10 protein-coding genes are annotated in these 15,734 nt (G+C 53.0%); 8 read left to right on the top strand and 2 right to left on the bottom strand.

Features of this window, described 5'->3' with window-relative positions; all coding sequences use genetic code 11:
* Positions 1 to 48: 48 nt before the first annotated feature.
* The 3 genes from pyrD to cls all read left to right on the top strand — a co-directional run bounded on the left by pyrD (position 49) and on the right by cls (position 3,301).
* Positions 49 to 1,059, top strand: coding sequence for a quinone-dependent dihydroorotate dehydrogenase (gene pyrD, locus BLW37_RS04070; RefSeq protein WP_091339957.1), 1,011 nt, complete (start codon positions 49 to 51; stop codon positions 1,057 to 1,059).
* Between the two features lie 130 nt (positions 1,060 to 1,189).
* The gene (locus BLW37_RS04065; RefSeq protein WP_091339953.1) at positions 1,190 to 1,708 is read left to right on the top strand and encodes a cell division protein ZapC domain-containing protein; all 519 of its coding nucleotides are present in this window, start codon (positions 1,190 to 1,192) and stop codon (positions 1,706 to 1,708) included.
* 201 nt (positions 1,709 to 1,909) lie between these two features.
* Entirely contained in the window at positions 1,910 to 3,301 is a 1,392-nt protein-coding gene (gene cls, locus BLW37_RS04060; protein WP_425426603.1) for a cardiolipin synthase, read from the top strand.
* Positions 3,302 to 3,326: 25 nt separating this feature from the next.
* Here the strand turns inward: cls and BLW37_RS04055 are convergent, their stop codons facing one another.
* Entirely contained in the window at positions 3,327 to 4,523 is a 1,197-nt protein-coding gene (locus tag BLW37_RS04055; RefSeq protein ID WP_171907538.1) for an amino acid deaminase, read from the bottom strand.
* Positions 4,524 to 4,674: 151 nt separating this feature from the next.
* On the opposite strand from BLW37_RS04055, the gene BLW37_RS04050 reads away from it, so the two are divergent.
* From BLW37_RS04050 to BLW37_RS04035, 4 genes are read left to right on the top strand one after another with little or no spacing between them, the layout of a single operon-like run.
* A complete protein-coding gene (locus BLW37_RS04050) occupies positions 4,675 to 5,538 on the top strand; it encodes an SIS domain-containing protein (RefSeq protein WP_091339942.1) in 864 nt (287 codons plus the stop codon).
* A 12-nt stretch (positions 5,539 to 5,550) separates the two neighbouring features.
* Entirely contained in the window at positions 5,551 to 5,952 is a 402-nt protein-coding gene (locus BLW37_RS04045) for a RidA family protein (protein WP_091339939.1), read from the top strand.
* Positions 5,953 to 5,986: 34 nt separating this feature from the next.
* Complete coding sequence (locus BLW37_RS04040) at positions 5,987 to 7,522, top strand: sodium:solute symporter family protein (RefSeq protein WP_091339936.1); 1,536 nt, start codon at positions 5,987 to 5,989, stop codon at positions 7,520 to 7,522.
* A complete protein-coding gene (locus tag BLW37_RS04035; RefSeq protein ID WP_091341046.1) occupies positions 7,522 to 9,006 on the top strand; it encodes a M81 family metallopeptidase in 1,485 nt (494 codons plus the stop codon). The genes BLW37_RS04040 and BLW37_RS04035 overlap by 1 nt, the downstream gene beginning before the upstream one ends.
* Here the strand turns inward: BLW37_RS04035 and BLW37_RS04030 are convergent.
* A complete protein-coding gene (locus BLW37_RS04030; RefSeq protein ID WP_171907537.1) occupies positions 9,003 to 12,170 on the bottom strand; it encodes a family 20 glycosylhydrolase in 3,168 nt (1,055 codons plus the stop codon). The genes BLW37_RS04035 and BLW37_RS04030 overlap by 4 nt on opposite strands.
* Positions 12,171 to 12,444: 274 nt before the next feature.
* On the opposite strand from BLW37_RS04030, the gene BLW37_RS04025 reads away from it, so the two are divergent.
* Complete coding sequence (locus tag BLW37_RS04025; protein WP_091339928.1) at positions 12,445 to 15,630, top strand: TonB-dependent receptor; 3,186 nt, start codon at positions 12,445 to 12,447, stop codon at positions 15,628 to 15,630.
* Positions 15,631 to 15,734 lie beyond the last annotated feature (104 nt).

Raw genomic sequence — 15,734 nt, 5'->3', positions numbered from 1 at the left:
CAAGGCAACCGGGGTTTCTTTTGCTGACAAACTATGCGGAGCCTTGTCATGTTCTATCCCTTTGCCAGAAGCTTGATGTTTGCCTGCGATGCCGAGTGGTCACATAACTTTGCCCTTGGCAGCCTGAAGCGGCTGGCACACACACCATTGGCAATAGCCTGGCGCCAGCAATTGCCAGCCAAACCCGTCACTGTTGCTGGCATTGCGTTTGATAATCCGATAGGTCTGGCCGCTGGGCTGGATAAAAACGCCGATTGCATCGATGCTTTTGGTCAGATGGGATTTGGCTTTATTGAAGTGGGTACTGTGACACCGCGTCCTCAGGCCGGCAATGATAAACCACGCATCTTTCGGTTACCGCAGGCCCAGGCGATTATCAATCGCATGGGATTTAACAACAAAGGTGTGGATTACCTGGTCGAGAATGTGAAAAAAGCACAGTACCAGGGGGTGCTCGGCATCAATATTGGCAAGAATAAAGACACTCCAAATGAGCAGGGCAAGGATGACTACGTGCACTGCATGCGCAAAGTCTATGCCCATGCCAGTTACATTACCGTCAATATCTCTTCGCCCAATACGCCGGGACTGCGTGAGCTGCAGTATGGTGAAGCGCTGGATGATTTGCTGCAGACGGTGCGTAATGAGCAATTGGATCTGCAGGCTCAGTTTGATAAGTACGTGCCTATCTTTGTCAAAATTGCGCCAGATATGGATGAAGCTGAAGTACAGCAAGTTGCACTGGCTTTGTTGCGCAATAAGATGGATGGAGCAATTGCCACCAATACCACCCTGGATCGCACTATGGTGCAGGGGTTAAAGCATGCCGATGAAGCGGGGGGCTTGAGTGGTTTGCCGGTACAGCAAAAAAGCACCCAGGTGCTGCAGCAGTTACGGCATGCGGTTGGCAAAGATTTCCCGTTGATTGGAGTAGGAGGCATTGTAGACGACGCATCCGCTCAGGCCAAACTGGCCGCTGGCGCTGATTTGCTGCAGTGTTATACGGGCTTTATCTATCGTGGACCGCGCTTAATTGCCGAGATCATCGACAGTTTGTGATGGATCCTGCTGCCTTATAAGGATCCTGATCGGATCCTTTTTTGTTAGAAGAAATTCGAATTTCACTTTGATCATAAGTTGTTATACTTGCACCAAATGATCAATAATTCTAACAGCTTAGGGATGCACCATGTTGTCACCAACTGAACGCTGGAGCTGGTACCACTGCGCAGAGCGCAATCAACTGGTGCTGGACATCAATGCAGAGCTGGCATTCCCGGTCCCTTTTGCTGCGCATCAGCTTCATCTACCCAAGGCGGCTCAAGCTTTTACCATGCAAGACGCAGAACACTACTGGTTGGCTTTGGAAAGCTTGGCTGATACGTGCCTACATCATGAGCAGCAGCTGTACTTTGCCCTTACCGCTGTGGCTGCGCTAAACTTTATGCGCCCTCAAGGTCATAAGAGCTGGTATTTTGCCGATATAGCCAACAGCAAACCGCTGCATGCTTTACAAACTGCCGAGTTGGTTGGCCAGCAATTGATTAAAGTATTGATTTTACAAACTGATACCGACTGTGCTGAGTGTATGTTGCTGTCGGACGTTACCAGTTTAACGGGTAAGCAACTTGCTGCTGGTACCGTATTACGTTTGCTCAATTCACGTTTACGACCATCGATCCAACCTCTGCTGCGTAAATCTGCCTAGATACCAGCCGCTTGCCTTGCTGCAGAGCTTAGCTTGCTGCTATAGTATCGCTTCGCTTGAACCCAGCAGGACACTTCATCCGCAGTTATGTTTAAAAAAATCTCAGCCTTGATCCGCCAGGTGGCGGGAAAGCCTTTACCTGCCATTCCGGGTGTGCCAGCGCTGAGCAAACGACGACGAGCTGCGGTCGCTATTCTCTTGATGTTTCACCTGATGGGAGCCTTATCCTCGCTGGATGCATTGATGTCATCCCGTACTTCGCAAGGCAGCATCGCCTGGATTATTTCGCTCAATACCTTTCCTTACGTCACAGTGCCCGTGTACTGGATTTTTGGTCGGCCTAAATTTCAGGGTTATGTGATCTCCCGCCGTGAGACCGACTCGGATCTTTGGCTAAAACATCAACTGAAAATGTCGAGCGTCGACCGCTTTCAACTGCAGAACAGCCGTATTCGTGGCAATATGCAGGCGGTTGAATACCTCGCAAAAATGCCGTTTGTAACCGGCAATGCCATTGAATACCTGGTCGATGGCCAACAAAAGTTTGACAGTATTTTTGCCGGTATTCGTGAGGCCGAAGACTATGTACTGGCACAGTATTACATTATTCGCAACGACGACATCGGTCGGCGGTTTCAGCATGCCTTGATTGAAAAAGCACAGCAAGGGGTGCCGGTTTATCTGTTGTACGATGAGATTGGCAGTTACCGCTTGGGGCGGCCTTATCTGCGTGAGTTGGAGCGAGCTGGAGTGCAGGTACGTCCGTTTCACTCCACCAAGGGGCCGGGCAATCGCTTTCAGCTTAATTTTCGCAATCATCGTAAACTGGTCATTACCGATGGCAAGCATGCCTGGCTGGGGGGGGCCAATATTGGTGATGAGTACCTGGGCAAAAGCCCGCGTTATGGCAATTGGCGTGACACCCACCTGAAAATTACCGGCCCAGCCGTGATGAGTGTGCAGCTGTCCTTTGTCGAAGATTGGTATTGGTCCAGCGACATGATCCCAGAGCTAAACTGGGAGCCAGCCGTAGCAGAACGGGGCGACTTGCCCATTTTGATCCTGCCTTCGGGCCCGGCCGATCGGCACGAAACCGCTAGTTTGATGATGCAGCATATGATCCACAGTGCTGTGGAGCGGTTTTGGATTTCCAGTCCCTACTTTGTACCCGATGAAGGGGTGCTATCCGCCCTGAAACTGGCAGCACTGCGTGGGGTGGATGTGCGTATTCTGATCCCGGAACGGACCGACAATTACCTGGTCTACCTGGCAGCTTATGCTTTTGTCGCCCCGCTGATTGAACTTGGCATCGAAATTCACCGCTACCAGGATGGGGTGCTGCACTCCAAAAGCTTTCTGGTTGATCATCAGGTAAGCAGTGTTGGTACCGTCAATCTGGACAATCGCTCCTTCCGGCTGAACTTTGAAATCACCGCACTGATAGGTGGCGAAGAACCCAATCAGCGGTTGGAGCAGATTTTCCGGCGCGACTTTGATCGCTCGCGCATTATGACGGTCGAAGAAATTGAAAATAAATCCTTGTTCTTCAGAGCCCTGTCACGAGCTGCTTATCTGATGGCACCTGTACTCTAGTTGGAGTTTGCTGGGCCGACATTCACTAAAAACAGGTTTCCATCGCTTCCAGCAGCTGATAATCATCATCCACCAGCCAGATACTGCGCCACTTATCAAAGGTCAGACAAGGATGAGAGCTACCCAGGATCGCAATGTCGCCGATCTGCAATTCAAGCTGCGGCGGATAATGCCAAAAGGTATGCTGATCCATGATTTTTCTGCTTTCACAGCCAGTGAAATCCAGTGGTAAAGCTTTGCCAGCACGATAGAGCTTCAGTACCTTGGGCATGCCAGCATCAAAGGCTATGTCGCGCTTGCCCAATCCAAGTACTGCCAGGCCAGGTTCTGGCAAGGACTGCACATAAGCAGCTACTTCCAAAGCCGGCTGTAAATCTCCCTGTACCTGTTGTGCCAGTTGGCTGCGCTGTTGAATGTGTTGCTGCGCACAGGCATAGAGTTGATGATCGTGTGTAATGTAACAGCCTGGCCGAAGGACTACCTCAATGGGGTTGTCTGCGCTAAAGGCCCGCAGCTCTTCTGCCACCACATCGTACCAAACAGAGCCAGCACCGCTCAGAATGGCAGATTGCCCGGTAAGATAGCGCTGCTGCAGCTGCTGGCAGAGCCTGGCTGCCTGTTGGATCCAGTGCCGGACACTTTGCTCATCTTTAGCAATGCCCTCGTAAAACTCAACACCAGCCAGCGTAAGTCCATTCAACTGAGAAATAACATCGGCCAGTCGCAGGCTGCTATCCAAATCGCGTAAACCGCAGCGACCTGCTGCGGTGCCAAGCTCAACCAGGCAAGGCAGCTGCAGCTTGAGCTTATCGAAATAGGCCGATAACTGCTTGGCGTTGTGACTGTCATCAACGCAGGCGTACAGTTGAATGCCTTGCTGCAGCAGCTGTGCTACCACCGCCATATTGGCTTTTCCAACCAGTTGATTAGCCAGAATAATGCGTTTGGCACCGGCCTGTGCCGCAATCAGTGCCTGATAGGGCGTGGCAACGGTCAGCCCCCAGGCACCTGCGGCTAATTGCCGCCTGAAAATAGCGGGTGTCATGCTGGTTTTGCCATGGGGCGCCAGGGCAACACCGGCGGTATTGGCAAAGGCTTGCATCCAACCGATATTGTTCGCTAGTGCCGATGCTTTAATCACAGCCGCAGGCAAGGGCACGGTTTCATTCAGCAGGCAAGGCTGTGTTTCGATGCTGGCCGTAACATCTGCTTTGTGTTTCATAACAACTCCGGATTTTGCCGAACCCATCCAGATTCTGACAAATTTCTGTGACTTCTCTGTTTACTTTTCCAGTGCAATGGTACAAAGTATCTAATTAAATATCTATGAAATACGTAGATTTAATTGTAATTATGATTGAGTTTTTTACTGTATGACATTTGAGATTGATATTTTATCACGCATTTCAGAGCGCTTTGTTGAACTCAGTGACTCTGAACAAAAAGTAGCTCAATTGATTCTGGCCGATGTACGGGCAGCGACCGAGCTGAATATTGCGGCCTTGGCGCGTGAGGCCGGCGTCAGCCAGGCCACAGTGACCCGTTTTGCCCGCAGTGTCGACTGCAAAGATGTGCGACAGTTGAAAGTGAAGTTAGCCCAATCCTTGGCAGTAGGCCAGCGCTTTATTGAGGAAACGCCGGATCTGGATGGGATCCACGGTGTGTACGAGGCCATTAAGAACACCTTGGATCTAAGCCGTAAACTGCTTAAAGAACCCGACGTACACCAGGCGGTGCAATGGTTGCTGCAAGCGAGAATGGTGTTATGCCTGGGGATGGGGGGTGGTTCATCCATCGGCTCACTGGAAATGCAGAATCGGTTGTTCCGCTTTGGCGTACCCGTCAGTAGTTATCAGGATGGCTTGCTCTGTCGGATGGTGGCCGCTGCGGTCGAACCAAACGATGTGGTAGTGGTGATTTCACTGACCGGCAATACCCCGGAGATCATCGATGCCGCTGCTATTGCGCGCCAGTACGATGCCAAAGTGATTGCTATTACCAAGCCAGGTTCGCTGTTGGCTGCCGAGGCAGACTTGCTGCTGGCCATCCAGGCGCCGGAAACGGATTTTATCTACAAGCCGTCCGCATCACGTTATGCCATGTTGGCTGTGATCGATGTGTTGGCAACTGAACTGGCAAAGCAAAATAAACGTCGCTCCCGTGATAAGTTACGGCGGGTGAAGCTATCACTTGATAGCCACCGCGGCGGGGATGAGCGTCAACCGCTCGGAGACTAACAGGAGAACACCATGGCAATTATTCGATATGGCACTGAAGGCAATACCGGCACCGGCGGTCAGGCATTGCCTTTTGCCAAAGCGGTGGCCGCGGGGGGCTGGCTCTATATCTCTGGCCAAACACCAATGCGTGATGGCGAAGTGGTGGAGGGGGGAATTGTCGAGCAGTCCAGGCTGGCGATTGAAAACTGTCTGGCTATCATGCAGCAGGCAGGCTTTCGCAAAGAGCATATTGTGCATGTGAAGGTGTTTCTGACCGATGCGCGTTACTTTAGCTCGTTCAACAAAGTGTTTGCCGATTACTTTACCGATGCGCCGCCCGCCCGGATTTGTGCGGTTGCCGATTTAGTGGTTGACTGTAAAGTAGAAGTTGATTTGACCTGCTTCAACCCTGAAAATATGGCTGGCAAATGACAGCGATGTCATTGTGCGGCTGGAGAGAAGAGAAATGAACATCACCGCCTTCTACTTGCTGTTTAGCCTTTATATCACTGCCTTGATTGGCCTGAGTCTCTGGTTAAGCCGCCGTCAGAAAAGCGGGGAGGATTTTTTACTGGCGGGTCGCAATGTGTCAACCCGGCTTAGCCTGGGTACCACAGTGGCTACCATGATAGGCACAGGCACCAGCATGGGCGCTGTTGGTTTTGCCTACACCAACAGCTGGGCTGGCATGCTGTATGGCATCGGCGGAGCCTGCGGGATTTTGCTGGCTGCCTGGCTATTTGCCCCGGTGCGCCGCTACGGTTTTATGACCATGAGTGAAGAGCTGTCCTTTTATGTCGGTGCTCAGCCTAAAATGCGCTTGCTGTTTGCCTTGCTGATTTTCATAGCTTCGCTCGGTTGGTTGGGCGCCCATCTGATAGGTGGAGCTTTGTATTTATCCTGGGCCACGGGCCTGGATTTAGATCTTGCTAAACTGGTGATTGCTGTTGCTTTTACCGTCTACATTGTGATTGGTGGCTATACGGCTGTGGTGTGGACTGACTCCATCATGGCCATTATTTTGTTTATCGGTTTTGTGCTGATGGCGGTTCTTATCAGTGTGCAAGCCGGGGGTATTGTTGCGCTGACACACCAAGTGCCAGCTTCACAGTCGGGTTGGCAGGCGCTTAGCCATATTGGCCTGATCCCCGCCATCTCGCTGGCGGTGGTAATTGCGCTGGGGGTGCTGGCAACCCCTTCGTTTCGGCAACGCATTTACTCTGCCCGCTCCGTCAGCACGGTGCGACGTGCTTTCACGTTAGCAGGTTTACTTTATCTGGCTTTTGCCGCTTTGCCTGCCATGATTGGCATTGCTGCCCGTCAGACGGCTCCGGATTTGGCCGATCATCAATTTGCGTTTGCCACAATGGCGGTCACGGTATTACCGGCTGTGGTTGCGATGGTGGTGCTGTTAGCGGGGGTGTCTGCCACCTTATCCTCTGCCAGCTCAGATGCCATTGCCGGGGTAAGTATTCTGATCCGCGATATGGTGCAGCAGTGTTATCCGGCAGGGTTCAACCAGCAGCGCCTGTTATTGCTAAGCCGGCTATCCTTAGTGCTGGTCGCACTGCTCGCCTTGGCCATGGCACTGATGTCCAATGACATCATTCGTTACATCACCTCTTTAATCGCAACCGTAATGTCTGGCCTGGCCGTTACTGCCTTACTGGGGCGCTTCTGGCCGGGGTTTCGCTGGCAGGGCGCTTTGGCCGCAGTGCTTCTGGCTATGACCATCTCCTTGAGTATCTTGCTGCAACCGGATTGGCTTAGGTTTTGGGGCAATCCAGTGCTGCCTGCCTTTGCCGGGGCCATGCTGGGGGCTGTGTTGGTTAGTTTGCGCTATCAACATCAAGTCATTACGCCTTTAAGCAGCATGCGTCGGTTACGACAGGAGCGGCAACGCTTTTTACAGCAGGGTAGCTTTGTCGCTGAATCCGATGGTGCACACCTTAAGAATAACAGCTTATCGGCTGCTGACAGTCGGAGAGAGAGCTCTGTATGATGCGTATTTTTACCGCTTCGCTGGCCACCGAAACCAATACGTTTTCGCCAATGTTCACCGATCTGACCAGCTTTAAAAGCAGCTTTTACGCGGCCCCAGGTGAGCATCCCGATACCCCGACTTTGTGCAGCGCCCCTTTAATTGCTTGCCGTGAACTGTCCCGGGAGCAGGACATTACCCTTATCGAGGGTAGCTGCAGCTGGGCCGAGCCTGGCGGTCTGGTAAATCGTGCGACTTACGAGTTTCTGCGCAATGAAATCTTGCAGCAACTGGAAGCTGCTTTGCCGGTGGATGCGGTGGTGCTCGGTTTGCATGGGGCCATGGTGGCACAGGGCTACGATGATTGTGAAGGCGATTTACTGAGCCGGGTGCGGGCTCTGACCGGACCTGATACCGTGATCGCCGCTGAACTGGACCCGCACAGCCATTTAACCAAACAAAGGGTTGCCATGGCCGATCTGTTGATTGCATTTAAAGAATTTCCTCATCTGGATTTTATGGATCGGGCCCGTGAGCTGGTACAACTGACACTGGCAACGGTGCGGCGCCAAGTCACCCCGTGCATGGCCAGCTTTGATTGCCGGATGATTGATGTGCTTCCAACCAGCAACGAGCCGATGAAGTCATTTCTTGGCAGGATCCGCCAGTTGGAGCAGCAGCCGGGTGTGCTGTCTATTTCGGTGATCCATGGTTTCATGGCCGGCGATGTGCCGGAGATGGGCACCCAGCTGCTGGTGATCACCGACAATCAGCCAGAGCTGAGCCAGCAACTGGCTGCGCAGCTTGGTATGGAGCTGTTTGCCTTGCGTGGCCAAAGCATGCCTGACATGCTATCGGTAGAACAGGGGGTTGCTGAGCTACGAGCAAGCGCGCATGGACCAGTGGTGCTGGCTGATGTCTGGGATAATCCGGGCGGCGGCGTTGCCGGCGACGGTACTCTGATTCTGCATGAAGTGATAAGGCAGCAACTGACAGGAGTGGCCTTTGGCACCATTTGGGATCCAATGGCGGTGCAGCTGTGTTTTGCCGCCGGGGAAGGCGCGGTGATACCGCTGCGGTTTGGCGGCAAAAGCTGCGCCACCGCCGGTGAGCCAGTGGACAAAATGATTGAGGTCAAAGCACTGCGGGCATCAGCCTGGCAAGAATTTGCGGGTAGCAAAGTGCCTATGGGCGCCTGTGCCTGGATCCACTTTGATGGCATTGATGTGATTTTAAACTCGAATCGTTGTCAGTCGTTTGATCCCAGTTTGTTCCGCGCGGTCGGCATCGCACCCGAGCAATGCCATGGGCTGGTGGTGAAGTCCACCAACCATTTCTATCAGGGCTTTGCTGCCATCGCTGCCAGGGTGTTGTATCTGGACGCAAAAGCGCCGTACCCAAGCGATCCAAAGCAGAACAACTACCAGAAGCTGACACGGGCTATCTGGCCTATTGTGGAGCAACCTCATCTAACAGCAGATGAGAGCAAGCCCGGTTGCGCTTAGTGAGTGGGCACCGGGCTTGGTATAGTGAGTCGCTCGATGCAGCCACAATCTTGCAGCGTGATGTACAACTGATCGGAGCGGGCAGCCAGGTTGGTTGGGTTCTGGTGCTTAAGTGGCAGCTCTGCCAGCAATTGCCCATCGGTATTTAGCAAAATAACACTGGCATTGCCAAAACGGGTTACCGCCAGTACGCCTGGTTGCACCATGCGCATACCATCCAGCCCGGCGGAGGAAAAGGCGGCAATCAGGGTCTTGTCGGTCAGCTCTTGTTGTTCAAGTCGGTAACGCCAAATGCGTCGCTGCACACTCTCGTTGACAAACAAATACTGCTGATCGTCGGACACTTCGATGCCATTGGTAGTGCCCATATTGGCTTCCAGCAACTGGCTATGGCCATCGGCTGTAATGCGCCATAACTGGCCGGTAGCTGTTGACCAATCAGGGTCGCTGGCAAACAATGTATCTGGTGAGAGTAAAGCCAGATCATTGGGTTGATGCATGGCTGGTTGATGCACCAATTCAGTTAATTGCTGGCTGTCCGTTTGGTATTGCCAGATCCGGTTACGGCTATAGTCCGCGATAAACATCCGGCTACCATCCGCGCTAAAGCGGATGCCATTGCCAATACTACCCTCTGGTAAATGCAACACTAAGCTGGTCTTGCCTTGTGGATCGACCCGGCCAATACTGCCTTGCTGCTGATAATTGACCAGATACAAGTGCTGATCCGGCCCAAAGGCCGGTCCTTCAATCCCAGCAGTAAAGGTGTTGGCGGCTACCCAGACCGTGCTGGATGATTGTTTGAGCAAAGGCCGGATCAGCCGATGCGCCGCCAGTACCAACTCAGCCTGAATAGCGCGACTTTCCTGCCAGAGCTGGCGGGCTGCGTCCAACTGCTGCGGATGGGGCGCTGGCTGTTGCAGCAGCTCCAGCCCCAAGGATGCCAGGGTGCTGAGCTGTGTGATGACAGGTTTCAGCTCTTTGGCATGAGCTGTATCGGTTAAGTAAGGCAACAAGGTGTCTGGTAACTGTTGCCAGAGGCGAAACTGGTGCTCTAGTGGCTCAAGGGAGGTGCTGTTGTCGTGCTGCCAACGGCTCAGTAACTGCTCGAGCTGGCGCAGCTGATGGTGTTCTGGTGGCAGAAAATCTACCAGTCGGTCCAGTGGCGCCTGATTATGATACTGCTGGCGCACCGAGCGCTCATGCAGCCGGTGGTAGTAGTGCGCCGGCTCAAGGCCAACCATGAATTGCTGCATCGCAGTCATGCCATCTGGCTGCACCAGCGTGGTCAGCCCTTTATCCTGCTGCTGTCGATGTTGCAAGCCAAGTGAGTGCTCAAGCCAGGGTTCCAGCTCTGCCAGGCGTTGATAGAGGAAGTCTTCATCGGTAAGTTCAGCCACAGACCAGAGCCGCTCTGCCACCACCAGGGCCTGAGGCCACAGCCGACGATCAATCACATCGGCATTGACTAACTCCCCCCAGAGTGCGATTTCGCCCCCTAGCACTCTGCTGGCTTCTTGCTTGTTTAGCGCTGGCCTGGCTAACCCTGTTGGTAACGGCTGACTGCTGTTGTACCAGGCCAATTGACTGCCATGCACTGTATAGGGCGCATTGCCAACGACCAGTTCACCGGTTAGGTCCGTGCCAAGTGACCACTCTGCCTGTATTGGCCCCATCCAGGTATCCAGCTGAAAGCGTAAACGATTGGCTTCCAGCTCCAGTTGCTGCAGCTGTTGTCTGCTGCGACCAGCAAAGTCGATAAATCCCTGGACTTCATGATTGTCCAGAAACACCAAGTAGAGCTCACCACGAATCGGAGCACCGCGTAAGCGAGGTATGTTAAATTGCCAACCAGACCAGGCCTGATAGTTGGCGGGCAGCTCCGGGCTGGCACCAGGTAAAGGATCCATCCGGTAGTGAAAACTGGCGAACTGTGGTTGATCCAGGTAGTAGCCGGTAGAAAGAATCACATCATGCCCGGCCTGAGCGGCTTCGACCACAGAGTCCAGCCCACGCCAGGATTGCACCAGGCTGGAAGCTGGCAAGTCAGGGGTTAAAATCTCATCCCAACCAATCATGCGGCGATCCAACGCAGTCAAGATAGCAAGTAGCTGTTGATTGAACCAGCTTTGCAGGGCCAGATGATCCGCGAAGCCATGTTGCTGCTTGAATGCCCGGATCGCCGGATTTTGTTGCCAATGATCAGGCAAAACTTCATCACCACCAATATGCAGATAAGCATCCGGAAAAAGGGTGGTGACTTCTTCCAGTAATTGCCGCAGAAATACAAAGACCTCGTCATTGGTTGGATCCAGCACGGCCGGGTGGATGCCCCAGTGTGTTTCGGGCGTCGCCGGGCCAGGCATCGCCATCAACTCCGGATAGGCTGCGCCTAAGGCGGTGGTATGACCGGGTACATCAATTTCCGGTACTACCCTAATGCCCCGCTTGGCGGCGTAGTGCACGATACTGCGGATCTCATCCTGAGTGTAGTAACCATCGGTGCCAGCCACCTGATGCAACTTCGGAAAACGCTTGGATTCCAGGCGCCAGCCCTGATCATCGGTTAAGTGCCAGTGCAGCACATTCAATTTGGCCGCCGCCATCGCATCCAGTTGCCGCTTGATGGTCTCGACCGGTAAAAAGTGCCGAGCCGGATCGAGGAGCAAGCCGCGCCAGGCAAAGCGTGGGCTATCCTTGATCAGCACCGCCGGTAGATAATTGTTCATAGCCGCCAGTTGCAGCACGGTCTCCAGGCCATGCAGTATGCCAAGGTGCGTGTTTGCATTCAGTTGGATGCCGCTGCCATCCACCCTAAGCAGGTAGGACTCGTCCTGGTGCAATTGTGGCCAGAAAAATGGCTGCTGGTCGGCAATGGTGATACGAATAATCGCGGGGGCATCGGCGGCAAAGTGCAGCTTTGGATTCGTTTGTTGCAAACGTCCCAGCATGCGTTTTAACGCCGGTTGCACCATGGCGCTATGCTGCTCGGGAAAGGTCCAGTTTAGTGCTTCAGGGAGTGGCAGGGGGGCGCTGTCTAACCACTCAAGCTGCTGCGGGTATGGCATCAGGCAAGCGTTGTATTGGCATGGCTGAGCGGACAGTGGGTAGGCAGGTACCAGTAGTAGCATCAGGATAATCAGGCCTAGGTGTTTACATCGCATCTTGGATCTCATTTCTGAAGTATCTTTGTTACTTGGTAACATTAAAAATGCTGGTTTTCAAGTGCTTTAGATAGAGCTTATGGAATTTATCGCATAAAAAAGCAAAAATAACTGTTTACTTTTTACTCTTCTTGGTACAAAGTAACAATGAGCTTGGGTATATAGCAGTTAGCAAGCAGGGCTGATCAACGCAATCAGTACAGAACATCGAAAGGCCTGCGTCGGCCTGTACTCGGTGTAGACAACGAGACAATAACGAGAAGAGAGCAACGCCATGCCTGGAACAAAATTTAATGGTAACAAGTTAACGTTAGCCGTTTCGGCTGCAATTTTTGGGCTTCAGCCTGTAATTGCCTTGGCTGGAAATGACAGCGATGTCATTGATGAGGCGGCCGACGAGCAGGTTGAAGTGATCGAGGTCAGGGGTATCCGAGGAAGTTTACTCAGTGCTCAGAACCTGAAGCGCTTTGCTGATACCGTCAAAGATGTGATTACCGCATCCGACATTGGGGCTCTGCCGGATAAGTCAGTCACCGAAGCTTTACAGCGAGTTCCAGGGGTCACCATAGAGCGTTTTGCCTCGTCGGACGATCCCAAGCATTATGCCGATGAAGGCACCGGGGTCTTGGTCCGCGGTCTTGACCGGGTTCGCTCCGAAGTGAATGGTCGGGATGCGTTCAGTGCCAACCCATGGGGTGGTTTAAGTTACGAAGACTTTCCGGCCGAGTTGCTCGGCTCGGTCGAGGTGGTTAAAAATCAGACGGCAGATTTAATTTCCGGCGGCATTGCTGGCACTGTCAACCTGGTAACCCGAAAGCCATTTGATACCGACCAGCGCTTGCTTGCTGTGAATGTGAAGGCCAATTATGGCGATTACCGTAAAGAATGGACTCCGTCGGTATCAGCGCTGTTCTCGGATAGCTGGGAAACCAATGCGGGCCGTTTTGGTTTTCTGATTGCAGCCTCGCAATCCGAATTTAAAACCCGTGGAGACGGCATTGGTCTGGGCAATTTCCACTCACGGGGCGACTCCTTCGTACCGACTTTGGATCAGTGGGGGGGAATTGTTGGGGTTGATCCGGACTCTCCGGTAGATGGCCCTGCATTACCTGGACAGCCGGCCGGTAGCGTCTGGCATGTGCCAGTCGCCATTCATATGAGCACCGCCGATAATGATCGTAAACGTACCGGCTTTACCTCGTCGTTGCAGTGGGCCAATACCAGCAACACCCTGGTCGCCACCTTAGAGCATATTAACTCCCGTGCCTCACTGGAGTGGAATGAACGCCAAATTGGCCAGGCAGCTCAGGGGTTTAGAAGTTTTATGGGATCCTCGCAGAACTGGCGGGACGATGCTGCCAATGGCTACCCGCTCACCACTAACAACGGTTTTGTCACCTCGGGTATTGCGCTCGGTGTCAGCCCGGAAACGCCATTCTTTTATCGCAGCCGTTGGAACTACAATGAAAATACGGTGCAGGATACCTCGCTCAACCTGGTTTACCGGCCCACCGATCGCCTGAGCATGGTGTTTGATTATCAGCACATCGATTCAGAAAAAGTAGTGCATAACTACAGCATGTCTGGCCAAACCCGTGGCAACCATGTGCATGTGGTGTCGCCGTATTTCCTGGATATGCGTGGTACGCGCCCCACAGTGGAGTTTCTAAGTGACAATATTATGACCGCTGGCTGGTCGCCAAATCAGGATTGGGATGGTCCGGTACCGAATGTATTTCTGGGTAGCGGCATGGAGCAAGAAGAGCACAACAGCGCCCGTGCCGATAGCTTTAAGTTTGATCTGACCTACGAGCTGGATGGTCTGTTCACCGCGGTGAGAACCGGCTTCTTCTATTCGGATAAAGATTTGACGGTACGCGATACCGCCTACGAAGGTTGGTCGGCCATCGGTACGCCTTGGATCCAGGCCGATCGTAATGCCGCTGCCGCGGTAAATCTCCCTGAACTGTTTGAGCGAGTCGATTTCTCCAATTTTTACCATGGCAATGTGTTGCAGGGCAATGTGAATAACTTCCTGTTCCCACGGATGGACCTGGTGCGTAATTATGCCGAGTCACTGCGTCAGGGCTGTCAGCAAGGCTGGCACAATGCCACCTTAAGTGCGGCCAACAATGGCGTTTGTACCGGAACCTATGTGCCCTACACCGACAAACCAGGCCGGGTGGATGGTCCTTTTGCAGCCCATAACATCAGTTCATCCAATGAAAAGCGCACCGAGCTCTATGTGCGCGGTGATTTTGATTTCATTGATTTGACGATGCCGGTTAAGGGGAACCTTGGTCTGCGTTATGTGAACTACCAACTGCAGTCCACCGGTGCTTTTGTACAGCCGATAGAAGCAAGGCGCGGTGAAGTTGGTACCTCACTGTACAATGTGATGCAGCAACCGCAATACCAGCGCTACTTTAATCTGGCTGGTGGCCAGTCGCAGTTAACTACCGTCAAAGGCACCGACTACACCACCGTGTTGCCTAGCCTGAACTTTAATGTAGGGGTGACCGACGATGTAGTGGTGCGTTTTGGTGCGTCCAAAGGGCTGTATTACCCAAGCCTGCTGGATACCCGCAACATCAGCTTGCTGGATCTGGATTATGATCGCCGGTTGCAAACCCCTGGCATGGATTACGACGAAGAAAACAACCCGGTGGTGGGGCTGGATAATATCGCGGTCACTGCGCTTGCCGGCAATCCGTACCTGAAACCAGAGAGTTCCATCAACCTGGATTTATCAACCGAATGGTACTTTGCTCCGGCAGGTTATATGGCCGTGGCCTTGTTCCACAAGCGGCTGGATAACATCATTCGCAGCCGCTCGTTCGAGCTGCCTTTGGAGTTTGAAGGTGAAAACTACAATGTGTCTGCTTATGGCCCGGCCAACACTGGCTCCGGCACCATTCGTGGTGTAGAGCTGTCGTACTCGCAGTTTTACGACATGCTGCCAGGTGCCTGGAGTGGCTTAGGCTTGCAGGTAAACTTTACCTACATTGATCAGAGCGGTTTGGAAGATCCAAATGAAATTTCAGATGGCACGCTTGGCTTTGACGAGGCCGGCAACCGTATTGCCGATAACCGCAATACCTTCCGGGTGTTCAGTGGTTTGCCATTGCAAGGCTACTCGGATCGCAACCTGAATATTGTGGGCATGTACGAGTACGAGGCTATCTCTTTCCGCCTGGCCTACACCTGGCGCTCGGAGTACCTGCTGACGCTGCGTGAGTCGGAAGAGTATGTGCCGGCTTTTGCCAAGTCGACCGGGATGATGGATGCCAGCCTTTACTACAGCATCAATGACAATTGGAAAATCGGTATCGAAGGCAGCAACCTGCTGCGTAGCGAGATCCGTACCCAGTACCAGATGAACCAGGAAGGGGTGCGAACCGATGCGCTAAACTTCACGACCGATCGTCGTTATGCGCTGAGCGTGCGTGCAGTGTTCTGATGAGTAAGGGTGGTTGCTGCTGCCCTCCCGGATGAAACCTGATCCTTCATCTACCTCTTGCAGCAATCACCCGCCTTTGGGGCTTTCCAAAGGCATATTAACCC

The organism is Alkalimonas amylolytica (assembly GCF_900107845.1).
Classification (GTDB): Bacteria; Pseudomonadota; Gammaproteobacteria; order Enterobacterales; family Alteromonadaceae; genus Alkalimonas; species Alkalimonas amylolytica.
The sequence above is the reverse complement of the archived record's forward strand: the minus strand, read 5'-3'. Positions and strand labels throughout refer to the sequence as shown.